General features: G+C 55.4%; 21 protein-coding genes and 2 riboswitches. Of the genes, 8 read left to right on the top strand and 13 right to left on the bottom strand.

All coding sequences use genetic code 11. The features are described 5' to 3' along the window. Positions 1-33: 33 nt before the first annotated feature. Both EYR88_RS09195 and EYR88_RS09190 read right to left on the bottom strand, forming a co-directional pair. Positions 34-345, bottom strand: a complete 312-nt coding sequence (locus tag EYR88_RS09195) for a hypothetical protein (protein ID WP_131089339.1) — start codon at positions 343-345, stop codon at positions 34-36. Between the two features lie 156 nt (positions 346-501). Then, positions 502-837 (bottom strand): hypothetical protein, encoded by a 336-nt coding sequence (locus tag EYR88_RS09190; protein ID WP_207306481.1) that lies wholly within the window; start codon positions 835-837, stop codon positions 502-504. An 83-nt stretch (positions 838-920) separates the two neighbouring features. Here EYR88_RS09190 and EYR88_RS09185 point away from each other — a divergent pair, with 83 nt between their 5' ends. Then, positions 921-1,556 carry a TetR/AcrR family transcriptional regulator gene (locus EYR88_RS09185; protein ID WP_165477305.1) on the top strand — a complete coding sequence of 212 codons (636 nt, stop codon included), beginning with the start codon at positions 921-923 and terminating at the stop codon, positions 1,554-1,556. A gap of 13 nt (positions 1,557-1,569) precedes the next feature. Here EYR88_RS09185 and EYR88_RS09180 read toward each other — a convergent pair whose 3' ends face one another. Then, on the bottom strand, positions 1,570-2,547 hold the full coding sequence (locus tag EYR88_RS09180; protein WP_242632501.1) for a zinc-binding alcohol dehydrogenase family protein: 978 nt from the start codon (positions 2,545-2,547) through the stop codon (positions 1,570-1,572). Between the two features lie 5 nt (positions 2,548-2,552). Continuing rightward, the gene (locus EYR88_RS09175) at positions 2,553-3,080 is read right to left on the bottom strand and encodes a PadR family transcriptional regulator (protein ID WP_131089337.1); all 528 of its coding nucleotides are present in this window, start codon (positions 3,078-3,080) and stop codon (positions 2,553-2,555) included. Between the two features lie 163 nt (positions 3,081-3,243). On the opposite strand from EYR88_RS09175, the gene EYR88_RS09170 reads away from it, so the two are divergent. After that, a complete protein-coding gene (locus EYR88_RS09170; RefSeq protein WP_131089336.1) occupies positions 3,244-4,266 on the top strand; it encodes an Rv2578c family radical SAM protein in 1,023 nt (340 codons plus the stop codon). Here EYR88_RS09170 and EYR88_RS09165 read toward each other — a convergent pair whose 3' ends face one another. Further along, positions 4,267-4,815: a CGNR zinc finger domain-containing protein gene (locus tag EYR88_RS09165; protein ID WP_131089335.1), complete on the bottom strand. Its 549-nt coding sequence runs from the start codon at positions 4,813-4,815 to the stop codon at positions 4,267-4,269. A 473-nt stretch (positions 4,816-5,288) separates the two neighbouring features. On the opposite strand from EYR88_RS09165, the gene EYR88_RS09160 reads away from it, so the two are divergent. Together EYR88_RS09160 and EYR88_RS09155 are read left to right on the top strand one after the other, a co-directional pair. Next, entirely contained in the window at positions 5,289-5,738 is a 450-nt protein-coding gene (locus tag EYR88_RS09160; RefSeq protein WP_131089334.1) for a MarR family transcriptional regulator, read from the top strand. Continuing rightward, a complete protein-coding gene (locus tag EYR88_RS09155; protein ID WP_131089333.1) occupies positions 5,738-6,769 on the top strand; it encodes an FUSC family protein in 1,032 nt (343 codons plus the stop codon). Before EYR88_RS09160 ends, EYR88_RS09155 begins: the two co-directional genes overlap by 1 nt. On the opposite strand, the gene EYR88_RS09150 is transcribed toward EYR88_RS09155, so the two are convergent. The 3 genes from EYR88_RS09150 to EYR88_RS09140 form a co-directional block, all read right to left on the bottom strand. Beyond that, entirely contained in the window at positions 6,740-7,144 is a 405-nt protein-coding gene (locus EYR88_RS09150) for a 4a-hydroxytetrahydrobiopterin dehydratase (RefSeq protein WP_131089332.1), read from the bottom strand. The two genes, EYR88_RS09155 and EYR88_RS09150, sit on opposite strands and share 30 nt — an antisense overlap. A gap of 172 nt (positions 7,145-7,316) precedes the next feature. Continuing rightward, positions 7,317-8,822 (bottom strand): D-serine/D-alanine/glycine transporter, encoded by a 1,506-nt coding sequence (gene cycA / locus EYR88_RS09145; RefSeq protein ID WP_131089331.1) that lies wholly within the window; start codon positions 8,820-8,822, stop codon positions 7,317-7,319. A gap of 175 nt (positions 8,823-8,997) precedes the next feature. Further along, positions 8,998-9,106: riboswitch (glycine riboswitch) on the bottom strand. Continuing rightward, a riboswitch (glycine riboswitch) is annotated at positions 9,107-9,205 on the bottom strand. Between the two features lie 253 nt (positions 9,206-9,458). Continuing rightward, positions 9,459-9,671 carry a hypothetical protein gene (locus EYR88_RS09140; RefSeq protein ID WP_131089330.1) on the bottom strand — a complete coding sequence of 71 codons (213 nt, stop codon included), beginning with the start codon at positions 9,669-9,671 and terminating at the stop codon, positions 9,459-9,461. Positions 9,672-9,774: 103 nt separating this feature from the next. Here EYR88_RS09140 and EYR88_RS09135 point away from each other — a divergent pair, with 103 nt between their 5' ends. Beyond that, a complete protein-coding gene (locus tag EYR88_RS09135; protein WP_131089329.1) occupies positions 9,775-10,164 on the top strand; it encodes a hypothetical protein in 390 nt (129 codons plus the stop codon). Positions 10,165-10,172: 8 nt separating this feature from the next. Here the strand turns inward: EYR88_RS09135 and EYR88_RS09130 are convergent, their stop codons facing one another. The 3 genes from EYR88_RS09130 to EYR88_RS09120 are packed head-to-tail and all read right to left on the bottom strand — an operon-like array spanning position 10,173 to position 13,187. After that, a complete protein-coding gene (locus tag EYR88_RS09130; RefSeq protein WP_131089328.1) occupies positions 10,173-12,422 on the bottom strand; it encodes a heavy metal translocating P-type ATPase in 2,250 nt (749 codons plus the stop codon). A 57-nt stretch (positions 12,423-12,479) separates the two neighbouring features. Continuing rightward, positions 12,480-12,800: a heavy-metal-associated domain-containing protein gene (locus EYR88_RS16240; protein ID WP_131089327.1), complete on the bottom strand. Its 321-nt coding sequence runs from the start codon at positions 12,798-12,800 to the stop codon at positions 12,480-12,482. A gap of 57 nt (positions 12,801-12,857) precedes the next feature. Beyond that, on the bottom strand, positions 12,858-13,187 hold the full coding sequence (locus tag EYR88_RS09120; protein WP_131089326.1) for a metal-sensitive transcriptional regulator: 330 nt from the start codon (positions 13,185-13,187) through the stop codon (positions 12,858-12,860). Between the two features lie 96 nt (positions 13,188-13,283). On the opposite strand from EYR88_RS09120, the gene EYR88_RS09115 reads away from it, so the two are divergent. Beyond that, positions 13,284-14,426 carry a peptidoglycan bridge formation glycyltransferase FemA/FemB family protein gene (locus EYR88_RS09115; RefSeq protein ID WP_131089325.1) on the top strand — a complete coding sequence of 381 codons (1,143 nt, stop codon included), beginning with the start codon at positions 13,284-13,286 and terminating at the stop codon, positions 14,424-14,426. Between the two features lie 14 nt (positions 14,427-14,440). Beyond that, entirely contained in the window at positions 14,441-15,715 is a 1,275-nt protein-coding gene (locus EYR88_RS09110) for a carbamoyl-phosphate synthase (protein ID WP_131089324.1), read from the top strand. A gap of 34 nt (positions 15,716-15,749) precedes the next feature. Here EYR88_RS09110 and EYR88_RS09105 read toward each other — a convergent pair whose 3' ends face one another. Continuing rightward, positions 15,750-17,117 (bottom strand): DUF4232 domain-containing protein, encoded by a 1,368-nt coding sequence (locus EYR88_RS09105; RefSeq protein WP_131089323.1) that lies wholly within the window; start codon positions 17,115-17,117, stop codon positions 15,750-15,752. An 83-nt stretch (positions 17,118-17,200) separates the two neighbouring features. On the opposite strand from EYR88_RS09105, the gene EYR88_RS09100 reads away from it, so the two are divergent. Then, positions 17,201-17,659 carry a GatB/YqeY domain-containing protein gene (locus EYR88_RS09100; RefSeq protein WP_131089322.1) on the top strand — a complete coding sequence of 153 codons (459 nt, stop codon included), beginning with the start codon at positions 17,201-17,203 and terminating at the stop codon, positions 17,657-17,659. A gap of 156 nt (positions 17,660-17,815) precedes the next feature. On the opposite strand, the gene EYR88_RS09095 is transcribed toward EYR88_RS09100, so the two are convergent. Further along, positions 17,816-18,583, bottom strand: a complete 768-nt coding sequence (locus EYR88_RS09095) for a DUF2786 domain-containing protein (RefSeq protein ID WP_131089321.1) — start codon at positions 18,581-18,583, stop codon at positions 17,816-17,818. Positions 18,584-18,863 lie beyond the last annotated feature (280 nt).

Below are 18,863 nucleotides of genomic sequence, written 5' to 3'. Positions count from 1 at the left end.
CGAGCGCTAACCTCGGTTAGTGCTCGCTCACGGCTAGCGTTCTTGGTCGCCTGCGGATTCCCACTCATTACGGAATTCCTCCGGGCTGAGATTTTCTAAGTCTTCGCGAATCTGCACGATCAGGCGTTCGGCCTCTTCCAAACTGGAAGTGGTCATGCGCAACAGTACCGAATCATCCACACGTGAGTGCACAACGACCTGTGGCTCATTGGCTTCGAATTCACCGTCGCCAAAACTTGCTGAAGCCAGTGCCACTACCCAGCGACCAGCGGCCATCAACGGATTGCTGTGACCGGCTTCCAGACGTGCCTCGTAGTCATCTGATGCGTGCGTTCCTTGTGACATGACCTGTCCTTTCAGCTACTACAACTCCGGTGTACTGGTGGTGTGTTCATCATAGGGTGCTGATCGGGTTAAAGGCGAGGAATCACCGAGTCAAAACCGGTGATCACCGTACACAAGCGCAAATTGGGCCGCAGGTGCGTCGCTGGATGTGGTTGCTTAGGCGCCTTCGGTAGGCAGGGCACTGTCTACCTCAGTGATCACAGGACGAGGCTTGCGCCAGGTGCGGTTCACCGTCTTGTGGTGCGCTTTGAGCAACGCTGGGACGGTGATGTAAACGGTCAGCGGAACGACAATCATCGTCAGCACCAGGGAGCGAAGAACTGGATGCCACGGGGGAGCAAGCCACGCCAACACCAACATTCCCGCAGACACCATCGGGAAAATGGCTAGCCATGTTAACGCCGCTCTGGTGTGTACGGAGGGGAGTTTTGGTGGAGTCAGCAAATCTGCATAAGTCTCGTCGGTCGCTAGCTCGTTGCTCGTGGGGGTCATGAATCTCCAACTATATGTGTGAAGTCAGTTTACGTGTCCGGCGGAATAATTACCAAACAACTGTTTGGAGATACGATTGGCTCATGAGCTGGGATACGGAAGCGACTCGTCAAAAATTGCTCACCGCTGCGGTTGGAGAATTTGCAGACCGTGGGTTTGCTGGCGCCCGAATTCGAGAGATTTCAAATAAATCGGGATGCAACCCAGAGCGGATTTACTTCTACTTTGGCAACAAAGAGGGACTCTTTGAGGCGGCCTTGGTGCACGAATTGTCCACGGCCCTTGACGCCGTCACGGTGGTGGGTCAGGGCATCGAAAGTATCGTGGCATTCGCTGAAAAATACTTTGACTTCTCCTCAAAGAACTCAAAAATGGCACGGCTTGCTCATTGGGAAGGTCTTGAACATGGCAGTGCAGCTGGCGCCAAAGAACGCTCGGTGCGAGCTGAATCCAAAGTTCAAGAGATTCGCAATGCTCTGGGTATCAGCAACTTAGAGGACGCGCAGAACCTGCTGTTTGTTGTAGTGTCGCTGTGCAATTCTCTGCTGGCCACACCCAACGTTCACCAAGTGATCTTGGGGAAAAAATCAGTGGCTGGCCACAAGAAAATCGTGGCAGACACGATTCGTTCGCTGGCGCAGGACCTTGTCGAGAACGAATCCGAAGGTCAAATGGGCATGGCCGACAACGCGCAGAACCAAGAGCTCTCCAATGACTGAAGAAGTCAGGTACTCAGGGTAAGAGTACGAGTTTGCCGCAAGCCTTATCTGATTCCATTAGGGCATGGGCATCCTGAACTTCGCTGAGCTCAAAAGTCCGGTCTAGTGGAACGGTGGCGGAACCAGCGGCAACCTGATCCAAGAAGCGTTGCAGTACGGTGGCTGGAAGATCCCTCGATTCACCAGAATAGGCGGAGAGTCGCACACCGCGAGGCAGGTAGTCGATGGGGTAGAAGTCCTTCACTGTCCACTGGTTAGAAAGCATGCCGGTGAAACAAACGGTCCCGTGCATCCGTGTTGCCAAGAGCGTATCGCGAAGTGTCGGGGTGCCGACAAGCTCAACGGCCGCATCAACTCCTTCCGGATAGATTTCCCGTACTTGCTCCGCAACGTTTCCATCATCAATGATGATGTGGTCCACTCCAAGCTCACGCAACCTATCGCCCTTGGTTTTGTCTCGGGTGGTTGAAATGACGGTCATGTTCATCAACTTAGCCAGCACTGCAATGGTCATGCCAATTGAGGATGTTCCGCCCCGAATGAGGATGCTTTGTCCAGGCTGGGCATCCAGACCTACACTCAACGTTCCGTAGGAAGTTTGAAGCATCTCCGGTACTGCGCCAAGAACTTCCCATGGCAACTCGGAGGTAAATGGAATCACCTGGTTGACTGGAACGCAGGTGTATTCGGCGTAACCGCCGTCAAAGGTGCGTCCCATGCCACCCATCATGGTGGCCACCTGAGTTTCGGTGGTAAACGTGCCGCTGGGATCAAGGTCCACTGTGCCAACCGCTTCAATGCCTAGGACTCGAGGCATCTGCACTGAGTCGCCGGCCAACCCAAGCCGGGTGTGAAGTTCTGACCGGTTCATTCCCGCCGCGCGAACGCGGATGCGAATCCAGCCCTCGGTTGGTTCTGGAATGGGTAGGGATTGAAGCTGTAAGTTGGACACTGGTCCGGGCTGAGATAAGACGACTGCACGCATGGTCATTTGGATCATTTTCCTTCGTTGTCATTGAGAAGCTCGCGAATCCACTTGCGTTCTTCATTGCGCAAGGCGCGGGCGCTGCGCTGAGCACCTCTCCGGTATGGATCCGTCATGTCTGCAATCTTCACGCGAACTCCCTCATTTGAGTAGAAGCTGGCTGGTGCTTCGAGAAAGTCCAAGCGTCGCTGAAGCACTGCGTTTCTTTCTTCGGCATCAGGTAAGACAGAAAGGAAAGTGAGGACGGTGAAAAAATGTGTCAGGTCGGTGATGGCTAGTCCGGAAGCGTCCCGCAGAATTGCCAGAAGGCGAACGTGCCCAGCCTCGGTGAGGCCTAAGGTTTGCCGCTGAGCGCCCGCTACTCCGGGTTCGCTTTCTTTAGTCACGTACCCAGCTTTGGCAAGTCGGGTGATGGCTGGATAAAGGGTGCCGTCACTGATCTTGCGGGCGTGCCCACCGAGCTCTTCCATTCGACGTCGAAGCTCATAGCCGTGGAGACGGCCTTCAGACAAGAATCCCAGAATCATCAACTCAATCACGTGAACATCATACCTCGATTCGTGGTATATCGGAACGAGGTATAGAATTATCTGACCGTCTTGACCGGAAAGGTGATCCGGTAGTCAGGTATCGGAAACTGTTGAGCCGAGCTTGGGATCTGATCCTGAACTTGGCGTCACCGTCCAGGAGTGAGAAGGACCAATGGCAAAACCAGCCGGAAATATTGAACCAAAACCAATGCGCTGGGATGCTCAGAAAGACGCCGTTGAACGAGACGTCATCACTGGAGCTGCCGTACTAAAACTCTCGGGAGTCACCCGCACGGTTCGTACGCCGGAGTTCGCAGGAATCGAATTTCATGAAGTCGAATCCAAATCAGCACTGACTAAAGTGCCAGAAACCTCGCGAATGCCGTTTCGCTGGACCATCAATCCTTACCGAGGATGCACGATGGGCTGCCGTTATTGTTTTGCCCGCAGCACCCACGAATACCTGGGGCTCAATAGCGGGCCAGATTTTGACCAACAAATCATCGTGAAAACAAATATTGTTCAAGCGCTGGACCAGGAACTGAGAAGAAAACGTACGTGGAAGCGTGAACTGGTTGCGCTGGGATCAAACACTGATCCGTACCAGCGTGCTGAAGGACGCTATCAACTCATGCCGGGCATCATCCAAACGCTAGCGGCACACGATACTCCGTTTTCCATCCTGACCAAGGGCAGCTTGATTCGGCGGGACATCCCTCTACTCAAGGCGGCACGGGAGCGCGTAGATATTAGTATCAGCATGTCTATTGCGATCTTTGATGAAAGCCTGCGCGAGCTGATGGAACCCGGCGCACCAAAGGCCGAAGCCCGACTAGAGACGGTCAGGTTACTGACCAACGCGGGATTCGACGTCACCGTCTTCTTGATGCCCATCATTCCGTTTCTCTCGGATTCAGCGGAACACTTAGAGCGCGCTATGGAACTGATTGCCAGCTCCGGTGCCAAGGCTGTCATGCACGGGGTGATGCATCTTCGACCGGGCGCTCTCGAATCGATTCAAGCGTGGGTGCGCACGCATCGCCCTGAACTAGGCCCGCAATTTGAGAAGCTGTATGGGCGCTCTTCTAATGCACCGGTTGAGTACCGCCGGCGCATTAGTGAGACGGTACATGTCTTGGCGCACAAGTACGGGTTACATTCACTGGATGATGCGGATCAACCACTCGGACAGTGACTACGAGTGTTTTGCTGCCTTGCGCGCACGATAGGCGCGAACATGCTCACGGTTGGCACAATTGCCGATATCGCAATAGATCTTTGAGCGGTTTCGTGACAGATCTAGCAGGGCGTTGTGGCAATCGGAAGAAGCGCAGATTCGCAGTCGATCTAAACCGCCAGCACGAATGACCTCAGCAAGTGACATGGCTGCGTCCACTGCCAACCGGTCGTAGAGCGGAGTGCTGGTGGTTGTGGCGTGCAGGTGATATCCGAGGTTTTCACTCTTGATCAACTGTGGCTGGGCGTTGGCGTTACGAAGGATCTGATTGACCCTAAATACTGCTTCTTCCTCATCTCCAGTCCAGATGCTCTTGAGCTGGGAACGCAGCTGACGAATGGAACGAAGTTCGGCCTGGTTGTGAGCGCGGGAGCCTTCAAAATTTTCAGAGTCAAGGAACTCATCCAGATCAGCCACGGTGGAGAGCATGTCGATTATTTGCACCTCGGTGTTCAGGAGGTTCACGACGGTCTTAAGTGAGGCTTCGATGTCTGGAGCAAAGGTCATAATTCGTTCCTGAATAAGGGTGGATTGACTGCCTTACAAGCCTAACCGCATCGTGATGCCCGCGTGTTTGGTTGCCCTTGTGTGGGGCGGAAAATTCTTCCCAAAAGTTGTCATTAGGCATGAATGAAACCACTGATCCGAGGTTGCCACCATTGCTGGCACGTTGTTGCCCTTGCTGAGTCTGGCAACCGTAGAGTCCAGGAATCGAGAGGTGCTTTCGCGGAGGTTTTCTTGTGAGTCAACGAAACGTTGAAATTCTGGGTGAAGCAGGAATATAGTTAATGGCGCAGACCCCCCTCATATTCTTGAGATCAAGGGGGTCTAGCTGTTTAACTTTCAGATTTCTTTGCACATCAGGGTTTTTACCTTGCGCTCATCCCTCAGCGTTGCTGTTGCCGTCATGCGGATGTGACGTTCATTCGATTATCGGCTCAAACGGAAATAGTTTCGGGTTGAAATGATATTTTGAAGGGATGAACGACTTTCTGATTCCTCAGTTCCAATGGAACTCCCTGAGCTACCTGACCTCGCGGGCTGGACGTATAGGCACCCAAGAACTCACCGAGCTCATGGAATCAGAATCACTGACACGCAACCACTTCATGATCGTTTGCGCGCTCGCCGAGTTCGGGCCAATGTCGCAAAATGACTTGGCCAAGCATTCAAACCTGAACCGCGGGCACCTAGTGGCCTACTTGGACGAGCTGGCCGAACGAAAGATCTTAGAGCGCAGTGTTGACCCGGCGGACCGCCGGCGCAACATCGTCACACTGACGAACGCCGGCAAGAAGTTCACCGCACGGGCCACCGCCGTGGCGCAACGTAGCGAAGCTGACGTCTTTGGTGCGCTTGACGCCAAGCAACAAGCAACCCTGCGCTCATTGCTTCAGCAAGTAGCCACCAAAGATGGCGAGGCACGCTAATGAAACAACATGTCAAAGAAGTCCTCGCACGCAGTGTTGTTGTCGCGCCACCTAAACCCTCGGTGATCCCGGCCGCTAAGGCAGCGCTGGCACTGACCGTCCCGCTGGTGTTGGTCACCATCACCGGCCACCTGGACTGGGCAATGTATGCCGCCTTTGGTGCTTTCTGTTCGGTCTTTGGACGTTACGATTCCTACGCGCCACGTTTTTGGCAGCAGCTTTCCGTAGGTCTGGTGCAGCTGGCTGCCATGCTGCTCGGAACCTATTTCTCGTACATCCACGCGCCATTTTTCATCTGCGTCGTCGTGCTGGCGCTGATTGGTTTTGGCGCGCACTATGTTTCTCACGCAGCCCGATGGATGCCACCAGGACCTGTCTTTGCGGTCTTCGCAGGTGGCGCTTGCATCACCGTTCCCGCTACAACTAACTCGTTCATCGGTGTGCTGCTCGTTGGTGGCGGAACGATGATCTTCAGTCTGCTGTTCATGCTTGGTCTGTCGCTGCGTCGGGCGCACCTGTTCCACACGTTGGGTCGAGGGATCTCTTGGGCCCCATCGGCACGCGCCCTGCCCGAATCACTCCAGATGGGATCCGGCGTGCTACTGGCAGGCATCGTCGCTCAGCTGGTTGGTGGTGGGCACTGGTACTGGGCCAGCCTTGGTGCCATCGCAGCCGTAACTGGAATTGATACCTATGCGCGGGTGGCCAGAGGGCTACAGCGTAGTGTCGGAACCTGCGTTGGTGTACTGCTGGCCGCCGCGGTTTTTGCCTTCCAGCCGCCCATCTGGGTCATCTTGCTGGTGGCGATTATTGGTCAGATCTGCATTGAGCTGGTCATCTTGCGCAACTACGCCGTTGGCATGATCTTCATGACCGTCACCGCGCTATTGATGGTTCACATGGTCAGCCCGGAACCGGCTTCTAGCTTACTGATTGACCGGATCGCGATGACCGCACTGGGCGCCGGGGTTGGCGCAGTGCAGAGCATCGTGATCGGAGTATTAGCGAGTCGCCGAAAGACCGCCGCGTAGTACTTCCGGTTTGCCCTTGGGTTGGGCAGTGGTTTCTTGATTCAGATTGAGCACCACGCAGCTCAGTCGGTGCGCGTCCGTGGAAATGCGGCGGGCCAGTGAAAGATCCTGCTCGGTAATTTCGGTATTCAATTCATGGGCCAAACGAAGCGTGACAACATCAGCACGCCAATCCACCAGCGGGTGCAGGTCCACCTTCTCAGCGAGCAAGCCCACGAGGGTAATGAATTCTAATGCGGTGCTGCTGGATTCAAATCGGTAGGAAGCTCTGAATGAATCCTCGTCTGCTATCCAATCATCAAGAGCGGCTAAACGCTGCTTCAGATTTAATGCTGTTGGTGATTCATGAAATGGAATCTGTCGAAGGACAGTCATGGTGTATCTCCTGAAGGCGGAGGGTCATCCCATGGTGCTGGCCAGAGGCCGCCAAATTTCATCATCGCAGTAATTAGTCCCGAGGTACAGCGTCCACAGTGAATACGCAGGCTGCCCCGGACCCTAGGCCTAAGGTCCGGGGCAGCCGGCTGTCGCGCTGAGGTACCTTGGGCTACTTATGCGCCTTTTGCTCCAGAACCTTATCCGTGGCTGGAATATCGCGATGGCCAAACGCCTGAGCATCTCGGTAGGCCGCGGCTTCATAGCGTTCGTGGGCCACCTTGCCCACGTGCGCCATACGTAGCGCTTGGTGCCTCGGGTGGCGGCGGATCACGAGGTAGCCAATACCCAGTAGCAGGAACCAGATGGGTGTGACCAGTAGGGCAACAAGAGTATCTGGCTGAGTGGTCAAGGCCCACAGAATAAATCCGAAGAAGCCCAGAACTATGTACGGCATCACTCGACCACCGGGAACCTTGTAGGCCGACGCATCGTGCAGGTGAGGGCGGCGGGCGCGGAACACCAGGTAACTGAGCAGAATGATCGTCCATACAAACATGAAGCACAAGGCCGAAACGGTAGTAACCAACGTGAAGGCTCCCATCACCGAATCGCCACTGTAGAGCAGGACAACCCCGGCCAGCAGGAACATGCACGAGAACATCAGGGCGTTCTTGGGAACTTTGCGGTGCGAAAGCTCGGCAAAGCTCTTTGGAGCATCGTTTTCTAGGGCTAGGCCGCGCAGCATGCGGGAAGTGGAGTAGATGCCGGAATTGGCGCTGGAGGTCGCGGAAGTGAGCACCACAAAGTTGATGATGCCGGCCGCCCCAGCCAGCCCGGCTAGGGTGAACATCCCGACAAATGGCGAGTTTTCCGGGGAGAACAGCTTCCATGGTTGGACAGTCATCAAGATGATCAAGGCGCCGACGTAGAAGAACAGAATGCGGATCGGGATGGAGTTGATGGCCTTGGGCAGGGTCTTCTCAGGATCCTTTGTTTCGGCGGCAGTTGTACCCACTAATTCGATGCCCACAAAGGCAAATACGGCGATTTGGAACCCTGCGACAAAGCCCATGAAGCCCGTAGGGAACATTCCGCCATTGGCCCACAGATTACTCACCGATGCGGTGGCACCATTGTGTTGGAACCCGGTGATGATCATGACTAGCCCAATAATGATCAGTGCGCCGATGGCGATGATCTTGATCAGCGCGAACCAGAATTCGGTTTCGCCGAAGGCTTTCACGGTGGCCAGATTCAGCACGAGTAGTAGCGCGATGCAGCCCAGAGCGGGAATCCATAGTGGTAGCTCACCCCACCAGTAAGCAACGTAGTGGGCGATGGCCACGACGTCGGCAATGCCGGTGACCACCCAGCAGAACCAATAGGTCCAGCCGGTGAAGAACGCCGCCCAGGGGCCCAGCAGGTCTCCTGCGAAGTCGGCGAAAGTCTTGTAATTGAGGTTGCTCAGCAGTAGCTCGCCCATCGCCCGCATGACGAAGAAGAGCATGAAGCCGATGATGATGTAGACAAAGATGACTGACGGGCCGGCGACGGAGATCGTTTTACCCGAACCCATGAACAGGCCGGTGCCGATGGCACCGCCAATGGCGATGAGCTGGATGTGTCGGTTTGATAGTCCGCGTTTAAGTGTGGGATCAGAACTGGTGGTACTCATGCTGGTTGCCTTCCAGGAGTGTGGCGTGACGCCTAGCAACTTGCTTTGCTCAAGACGCCAGATTCGCCGGCTCCGGGAAGGCAACGTCAGCTCGCTGCGCTAAGAGCAGCTACTGCCTATGCCACTGGAGAGAGCCGTCGAATCTAATGCGCACAAAACGTCACTGTTCGTGGTCCCTCCCCAATCTGTATATGAACCTGAGAGTTTTCGCTTCAACCCGACTACTGGGCGAAGCTTGCTCCTTCGGTGAGCGCAGTTCATTCTGCGCTGCTTTCCAGAGTTGCCTTCTCGTGGCGGTACGGGGGCCTGAGAGTTTCCCGGGGAGGAAATTGCTCCTACGGCGCCCGCCCTTGCTGAGGGCGGGACTCTCCCGCCACGTATCAATGGCATTGTGGTGATTACCGTCACAGTATGCCCTGAGCGGTGAATGTGACGCAAGTCTCATGGCGCAAGGTTTCTTTGGGGGGCGTACCGAGGCATTAGTGATACCAAACCGAGGCAGTATCTTTATATCCGGACTCTTGATTAAAGGTCGGGTCAGTTTCATCATTGTGGACGGGAGAGAGGACCCCACAATGAAACCCATTCTCAAGTCGCTATCCAAGGGTGGCGCAGTACTGGCAGCGAGGCTTCTGCTTACCAGCAGTGCAGTTGCCATCGCAGCACCACCTGATCATGCAGGACGTCCGGATCATGTCGGCCCACCGGGCCATGCAGGTCCGCCGAGTTGGGCGCCGGCACCGGAGCATGCCGGACCACCAACTGCCAAGCCAACTCCGACACCTGAGCCAACGGAACCAACCGAAGATCCGGGGGTACCTGGCGTACCGTTTCGCTGTACAACGTCACCTTTGACCTGCCGCAAGACTGGGAAATCGTTGAAGATTGTGAATATGGATGCCAAGACGAGTATTCGGTCTACAAGATCTTGGATTCAAAGAAGAATCTCGCATTGGATCTTGAAACGACTAGTTTCAGGGACACTGACAACCCGAACACCTATAAGCGCGAGGTGCTCGACTCGGCCCCAGCGCCTGATTTGCAGTACGCACCGACCAGTGTGGTCTCCTACTACCGGGAAGCCAGCCTCGGCGACAGGGATTTGAGTGTTGCCGTCATCATCGATGATGTATGGCAAAACTGGACCGAAGCACCGGCAATTGATTACTTCAAAACCAGTGCCGAGGAAACCCCAATCATGGCCATGAATCCTGAGTACCTGCACGCACTGGGACTTGATGAGGACGGGGATACCACCCTCGACGAGGCCAAGACTTTCGTGGCAAGTGAGCAGTACTCAACTCTGAAGAAAGTCCTGACCAGCGTCAGGGAGACTCCGTAACCGCCGGGCTATTTGCCAAAGCTGCGAAGGCGCAGTGAGTTGGCAACCACCAGAACGGAGCTGGCTGCCATAGCGGCACCAGCAATCATTGGATTGAGCAAACCCAAGGCCGCGATCGGGATACCCGCAGTGTTGTAGGCGAAAGCCCAGAACAGGTTCATCTTGATCGTGGCCAAGGTTTTGTCCGATAGATCAATGGCGGCAGCGACCTGATGAAGGTCATTGCCCATCAGAGTAATATCTGCAGCTTCAATGGCAACGTCGGTGCCGGAGCCCATGGCGATGCCGAGATCGGCTTGAGCCAACGCCGGAGCGTCGTTCACACCGTCACCCACCATGGCCACAACCTTGCCCTGCTCCTGCAGCGAAGAGATAGCCTTGGCCTTTTCGCTTGGCAGTACACCAGCAAAAACATCGTCAGACTTGATGCCAACTTGTGTTGCCACCTTGGCGGCCACCGATGGGTTATCACCGGTAAGTAAAACTACCCGCAGACCACGGGATTGCAGTTCATTGATCGCTTCTGAAGAAGTTTCTTTGACTTGATCACCAACGGAAATCACCGCTTGGAACTGGGCATCGACCGCAACCAGAATCGCAGTGGCGCCGGCTGCTTCAGCCTCTTCGAGCAAAGAGCGGGCCGAGGAATCAAGTAGCGTTCCCTGGGCTTCAAGCCAGCTGGGCCGGCCAACAACAATGGTCTTCCCAGCCACGGTTCCCGATACTCCGCCACCGGGCTCCGAGCGGAAATTACTCACCTCGGGAAGCGTGCCAACGTTGGCACCGGCGGTGGCGATAGCCTGGGCAATTGGATGTTCTGAATGGTGTTCCACTGCTGCGGTCAACAGCAAAACTTCAGTTGCGTCCACTCCAGCGGCGGTGGTTGTGCCCGTATGTGTCATCACTCCGGTGGTGACGGTGCCGGTCTTATCTAGAACAATCGTGTCCAGTTTGCGTGTGTCTTCCAAAACCTGTGGGCCACGGATCAAGATACCCAGTTGAGCTCCACGGCCGGTACCCACCAACAAACCGATGGGGGTGGCAAGACCTAAAGCACAAGGGCAAGCAATGACTAGCACAGCAACAGCTGCACTGAATGCTTGATATGGATCAGCGGAAACCAGCCACCAAATAACAAAGGTGAGTACTGCGATGCCCAGAACAATCGGCACAAAGACGGCCGAGATACGGTCGGCAAGCCGCGCAATGGGTGCCTTGCCGGACTGTGCCTCGGAGACTAGCTTGCCCATCTGGGCCAGGGTTGTTTCTTCACCTACGCGGGTGGCTTCAATTACTAGACGGCCAGAAGTGTTCAGGGTTGCCCCGGTAACTTCGGAGCCCACGCGAACCTGTTGCGGTACGGATTCGCCAGTGAGCAATGAGGTATCTACCGCGCTATCACCGTGGGTGACCGTGCCATCGGTGGCGATTTTCTCACCGGGGCGCACCACAAAGTGATCTCCTGGCTGCAATGCACTGGCCGAGATCTTCACTTCTTGGCCATCACGCAGCAGTACAGCTTCCTTCGCTCCCAGACTGAGCAAAGATTTCAGCGCGTCAGATGCTGAGGTTTTGGCGCGATGCTCCAGAAAGCGTCCAAGCAACAGCAAGGTAGCCACAACGCCTGCGGTCTCAAAGTAGAGGGCATGCTCGCTCATGGGCATACCCACGTGTGCCGTCATCTGCGGATCCAGAACAAGCTGGGTTGCCGAGAAGAGATAGGCGGCCAGCACACCGAGAGACACCAAAGTATCCATGGTGGAGGACAGATGCCGGGCGTTGATTGCTGCTGCCTTATGGAAAGGCCACGCACCATAGAAGACCACTGGGGTGGCCAGGGCAAAGGCTACCCATCCCCAATGCGGGAACTGCGCGGCTGGGACCATGGAGATCACAAACAGCGGGATGGTGAAAGCCGCCGAAATGATCAGCCGTCGCAACAGATGGTTGGGGACCAAATGCTCATGACCCGAATGTTCATCCCCTTCGTGGTGATGCTGCTCAGGCTGCGCTGGCTTTTTTACCGAGGCGCCGTAGCCGGCAGCTTCAACGGTATTGATCAGCGTTTCGTCGCTGACATCCACCGGTACCTGAACCTTTGCTGTTTCCAGCGGGAGGTTTACCAAGGCGCTGACACCGGGCAGCTTGCCCAGTTTGCGTTCCACTCGGTTCACGCAGGAAGCGCACGTCATGCCTTGAATATCAAGATCGACGGTACGCAGTTCTGCGATTGGCTTCTGAGGTGCGTGGGAGCTCATTATTTCTACCTTGCACTTTCTGGCCCGTTGTTTACGGGCTGTGCCTGGCGCGGGTGGCTAGGCGTTGATTGCTTCGAGGGTGTAACCGGCCTCGTCGATCGCTTCGCGCAGGCTTGCTTCGCTCAGCTGCTGCGTTGCGGTGACGGTGGCCGTGGAGATGCCCTTGGCATCGAGTACGACGTCGACGTTTTGTACGCCGGAAAGTTCCTTGAGTTCTTCGGTGACCGAGGCGACGCAGTGGCCGCACGTCATGCCGGAGATCTTCAGTTCCGTTTGGATGTTTAGGGGAGTTGCCTGATCACGAGTGGTGATCTGTAGGCCCTGGGAGGTCTTCGAGTTGTTCTCATTGGAGCATCCGCAGTTGCATTCGTGGCTCATGATCTTGCTCTCTTTCGATGAATTTTGTGTGAATCGGAAATCTAGGCGAAAAAACGCTTAGCGGACCAGCCTCGATATTGCGGCGGTGGCCTCAGAGATTTTCTCCTGCACAATGCTCGGGTCCCCGGTTTCCAGCGAAGACTTCGCCGCATCAACCACACAATGGCCGATGTGGTCATCGATCAGCTGCACGCTGACCTTGTGTAATGCTGCGTTGATCGCCGAAATCTGGGTCAAGATATCGATGCAGTATTTGTCTTCATCAACCATCTTGGCCACTCCGCGAACTTGGCCTTCAATACGTTTCAGTCGGCGTTCCAGCGCGGCTTTATCCGCGTGGTAGCCATGATGTTGTGCATGCTCATCAACGCTCTGCGTGGTTTCCATACTCCTAGAATACCCCTATGGGGTATTAAGTCAAGTACCCCCTAGGGGTATTCAACCTCCCTACTTAAGTCCACGAAGCACGATAAGATTTCACCCGTGAGCCACAACGACCTGCACGTGCGTCCGATTACCAGCGCCGAACACTCAGTTTTCCTTGAGACCGCCCTCGACGTCAGCTTTTTGCAGCGTCCAGAATGGGCCCGAGTCAAGGGCGGCTGGCGTGGTGAATCCATCGGCTGGTTTGACCAAGACGAACTGGTAGGCACCGCGCTAGTACTGCACCGCGCTGCCCCAGTCATCAAGAAGACCCTGGCCTATGTGCCGGATGGTCCAGTGATTGACTTCCAGGCGCACCCAGCCGAAAAGGTCATCCGCCCGCTGGCTGCGTACCTGCGCAACCGTGGTGCCTTCCAGTTGAAGATGGGCCCAGGCCGCGAAGTACGCACCTGGGCAGCCGGCGATGTACGCAAAAACCTTGGCAAGGAAGGCTTCGCCCAGCTTTCGGACCTAGAGCTGAAAAGCTCCTCGGTCCAAGCGTTGGCCTTGAACGATGCCCTGCTAGATTTGGGCTTCACCAAGGAAGACGTCGGCCTAGACTTCGGCGCAGGCCAGCCCGAATACGTCGCTCGGGTAGCCCTGCAGGATGAAAATGGCACCCAGCTGGACGTTGAACAAGTGATGGCCAGCTACTCCGCGACCACCCGCAACGAAACTCGCAAGGCGCTCAAGAGCACCTTGGAAGTTGAAGTGGGAGGCACCGCGGACATGGCTCGATTCCATGCTCTGTACAACACCACCGCAGACCGCCAAGACTTCACCGGCCGTCCACTGAGCTACTTCGAGACCATGCACAAGGTGCTCAACGAAGCCGTTCCAGGTTCTTGCACCTTGTACATCGCGAGTAACGAAGGCGTGGATTTGGCCGCCTCCATCGTGATCCGCTCTTCTAACCTGGCCTGGTACCTGTACGGTGCCTCCTCCAATGAGCAGCGCAAACTCTTTGCCCCTAAGGCGATTATGAACCGCATGGTGGAAGACTCCATCGCTGCCGGTTGCCGCTACCTTGACCAGGGCGGCGTGAGCGCAACCCTGGATAAGGAACACCACCTCTCGGGTCTGACCAAGTTCAAAACCAATACCGGCTGTGACATCGTGCAGACCAACGGCGAATGGGACCTAGCGCTGAACAAGCCGCTGGCCTGGGCCTTCGAAAAGTACATGAACTGGCGCAAGAAGTAGGGAAAACAGTACTCATGGCAATCGAAGAAACCCAGCCATTCGTCCCCGTCATTCTCGGCGGCGACATTGGCACCTACACACTGGCGCGCGAATTTTATGAAGCCTACGGAGTTCGCTCGGTAGTCCTGCCCGCAGCAGGTAACGGAGTTATCGAGCATTCGGTGGCCATCGAACTGCGCCCCATAGGCTCCATGGCTGATGAAGACAGCGTCGTGTCAGCCCTGATCGAGCTGGCCGCCGAACTCACCGCAAACACTGCGCGCCCACTGATGCTCTTCGGCTCGTTGGACTTCCACATCATGCTCATTGCCAAGCACCGTGAGCAGCTCGAAGCACACTTCGTGATTCCCTACCCAGAGCTGGAGATCATTGAAGCGGCCGCGCTGAAGGAGAACTTCTACGCACTGGCGGAAAAGTTTGAGATCGCGCACCCACGCACCACCGTGTACTACCCGAGCAATGACCTTGAATTGATGGCCAAGGAGTTCACCTATCCGGTGATCGGTAAGCCATCAAGCTCCGCGGATTGGATCGCTGCGAAGTTCGAGGGTAAGCAGAAAATCCACACCATCAATAACCGTGATGATCTGGAAACACTGTTGTCCAAGATTGACGCCAGCGGTTATGCCTCCGGCTACGTCCTGCAGGAATACGTGCCTGGCGGGGACGACGCTATGCGTTTGTGCACCTACTTCGCTACCAAAGAAGGCAAGGTCATCTTTGCTGGCTATGGGGAAGTCGTCATTGAAGAACACGCCCCGCTGGTACTGGGCAATTCCGCGGCAATCGTCACCGGTCAAAATGATCAGATGGCCGCCGATGGTGCGCGCATGCTTGAAGAACTCGGATGGCGCGGTATCGCAATGATTGATGCGAAGTTTGATCGCCGTGATAACACGGTGAAATTCTTCGAGATCAACCCACGCTTGGGCCGCAACCACTTCTATCTGACCGCTGCTGGGGTGAACCCGGCCCGTTTCTACGTCACCGAATTCTTGGGTCCTGAATTTGATAGCGGTGACCCACAAACCGATGCAGTCATGGAAACGCCTGCTGGCGTGCTGCAGTTGCGTCGTGAGCACCTGTTCACCGTCCTGCCACACCACCTGCTGGGACGTTTCTTGGGCAGTGCAACCGGGAAGAAGGCAGCTGCCCTGCTCAAAGCTGGCAAGGTATCCAACCCGTTGAAATTCGCTGCAGAGAAGCACCCACGCCGTAAGGCTTACCTAGTGCTCAATGCGATTAACCACTACCGCAAGTACAAGAAGTTCCCGCCGCGCGAGCAGTAGTCTGCGCAGTTCGGTACCCCTAGATGGCTGGCCGCTAACCGGAAGAATCCGGTAGCGCCCAGCCATCTAGTGCTTGAACCCACGGGCTCTGGCTGACTTCGCCGCCGTCTAGAATGTCCAAGCTAGTTGCTGATTGTTCATACATACTGGCAAGCTCGGTGGCGCTAAAACCTGAAGCTGCGCTGATGCGCAACCTCGTAGTTTGATCCGGGTCGTTGGCCGTGGACATGGCCTTCCACTGCAAGGCAGACAAGATGCTTTCACCAGCAGGAATCACAGCGCGCTGAGATTGAATGTGTGGCATCTTAGTTAGCGTGACGTCCTGCTGTGGCTCACCGTCAGCGTTGAGAAATTGAATCTGCGGATAGCCATTAACTGCGCAGGCACCGCCAGAAATGTTCTTGGCATATACGGCCATGTAGCGTGAACCTGTTGCTGCATCGGGAGAGCCGAGGCTTAGGGCAAGATCTTTGTCAGTGCAGATTTGAGCGGCAGCATCCTGCGGCCAAGGCGTCACAGCTTCAGGCAACCGCGCAGGCCTAGCAATCAGGGATTCAGGAATTTTGTCTCCAAGCCAACCTTGGATGATGTCGGCAAAACCGGGGCTGGATAAGGTGAATGCCATCGGTTCTTTGAGAGGCTCATGCTCGGTCAGCCACTTCTTGATCTGAGCGGTTTCCTTCGAATCAGCAGCAGTTTTGGTATGCACCGAAAGCCCAGACGAATCCATGATTGCCGATTCCACGGGTCCAAGGCCTGCAGCTTCAATAGCTAAAGCAAGCTGGGCAATATCAAACCCTGTGGTGGGCGTATACCGAATGGAACCATCGGCTAGTTCTAAGGTAATTGGAGCACCCTGGTTCGAAGCGTAGTCTGCCAAGGCCGTCAGCACTTGAGTATTTTCGGCGGTCGCGGAATTCTGGCCGACTTTTTGTGCGCCGAGCTGATGTAGCGCAAAGCCCCGTGCGACTTGAGCCTTGGCCTCTGAACTATCCGAGACGTCCAACGGATATAACTTGAAGTCAGGAATCGATGATTCTTGGGGTTCTCCAGCGACAAAACGCAATGAGCTTTGTACCAACGGGCGAGAAGCGATGAAGCTTTGGACTTGTGCCGAAACAGCGGAAGCGAGTTCGCCGGCCTGCGCACTGTCAAGATCTTCAGCTAGCTCAACGGTCCAACGGACCGTTGAGCGGTCGCCATCTTTGGCATCAACGGCAGTAACTTCATAGTCCACAGCGGTTGCTTCGACGCCATCCTTTTCTTCAAGCTGGGAAGCTAAAGCGCAGAATTCATCGGGAGCATGACAACTATCTAGCAGCTTCCATGGTTTGGTGATCACGATGAGCGCCACTACGAGGATGAGGGCCGCGACTATCGCGCCAGCACGCAGTGGTTTCATGAAGTCACCATACCAAGAAGCAAAAATGCGGTGGCTTAAAGCGAGTAGAGTTTCAAGCACACGTACTTTGAAAGCGAGTCCCCATGAGTTTGAAAGATCGCCTGCGCGAAGACAGCATCGTCCACCTGAAAGCAGGCAACGAGCTGGAGAAGACCACCCTACGCAATATCCTCAGCGCTATCGGCACTCGTGAGAAGTCAGGGAAGAACCCTAGCGAGCTGAACGATCAGGACGTAGAGAATCTGTTGCGCAAGGAAGTTGGCAACCGCGAGGAAACTGCTGAATTGGCTGCCAAGGATGGTCGCTCCGAGCTGGCCGAACGTGAATTGGCAGAAGCAGCATTCATTTCTACCTACCTGCCAAAGCTGCTTGATGAAGCCGAAGCTCAGGGCATCGTTGACAGGGTGATGGCAGAACTTTCTGCTGATCACGAGTTGACCATGAAGGATATGGGACAGGCCATGAAACTGGTCGGTGCCGAAATTGCTGGCCGCTTTGACGGCAAGGCTGTATCGCAGATGGTTCGCGCCAAGCTGGGCTAGTAATGCCGAGAAGTAGTGATCAGGGTCGTTCTTCGGAACGGCCCTCTGTCATATCTTCCGTTGCGTAGGGCGAAAGAAGGCAGGGAACGGGTAGAAGAAATTTCCACTTAGAAAATCTGACTCGGAATTTTGGGGCAATATTTCCAGTAAGAGGCCTTAGCTAGCTACTTCTCCCGCAGGCCCGTTGGACTCAACATCTTTGCCAAAGCCGAGATCCGCACGACTTCCCGCCACCCGGCCGGCCAAGGCAGCGTTCAAACTACCGGAGGCCGCGCGATTACGGCTGCGACGCAAGGATGGATATTTGTCGCTGACAAATTCGTCAACCTGTTCCTTGCGACTAACGAGCACAAGTTCAGTGCCGCTGCCGCTGTGTTCGCTTTCCTCTTGGTAAAGCCCGCGAATGCGCTCAGCAACTTGCAGATAAAAACTTCGCTGGAATTCGCGGCGCTCAATGACCTTCTCAGAATCGGTTCGATCCCAAGCGATGTGTCGGCCTTCTTCACTCCACCAGTGACTCATCGCGAGGCTCGCCTGAATGACTAATGAGGAGAACAAGTTTTTCACGGTACTGACGTCTGACTCATGACCAATGATGTACAAACGACAGAAGTTCGAATAGTTCGTTTGCAGCAGTGTCACGGTGCGGAAAGCATGCCCGACGGTAGCTAGCCCGTCGCGTTGTCCTAAGCGGTAGGTACCTCTCATGTCGAAGCGTTCTTCAATGATCGGTTCTTTTTTCTTGTCCGGGCCGGTGGCCATCGCATCAAGTTCTGCGCGACCAATACCGTAACGAACCATGAGGCGCTCAGCATGCTCTTGGAAGGTCTGGGCTTCAGCGGGGAAGTTGGTGTTTTCAGCCTTATTAAGCAGTAACGCGATGCGTTCTTTGAGTCGCTGAAGCTTGTGTTCAGAGGTGCTCATGACGCCTTCTTTCCGGGCTTTGCTTCGGGCAACGAAGCAAGTTTTGTGGGTTCATTGCCCCAGTGTGGCAGGAGAGTGAAAATACTGCTTGACGGGCTGTGGGTAACTGTTTGGCAACGGCTCTAGCCGGTAGTGATATCCGCGCGTAGAGTGAAGGCACCAAGCAGGTCCAGCATGCCCCGCGACCCTGGTTCGGGGCCATTTGAGAAGAGGTTCTGATGGGTGATTTTCGGACGTACACCATGGAAGAGCGGGGCACTTACTTAGCTCCTTCCTGCCA

The organism is Arthrobacter sp. S41 (assembly GCF_004320535.1).
Taxonomy (GTDB): domain Bacteria; phylum Actinomycetota; class Actinomycetes; order Actinomycetales; family Micrococcaceae; genus Glutamicibacter.
Note: the sequence above shows the minus strand (reverse complement) of the source record. Positions and strands in the feature narration are given on the sequence as shown.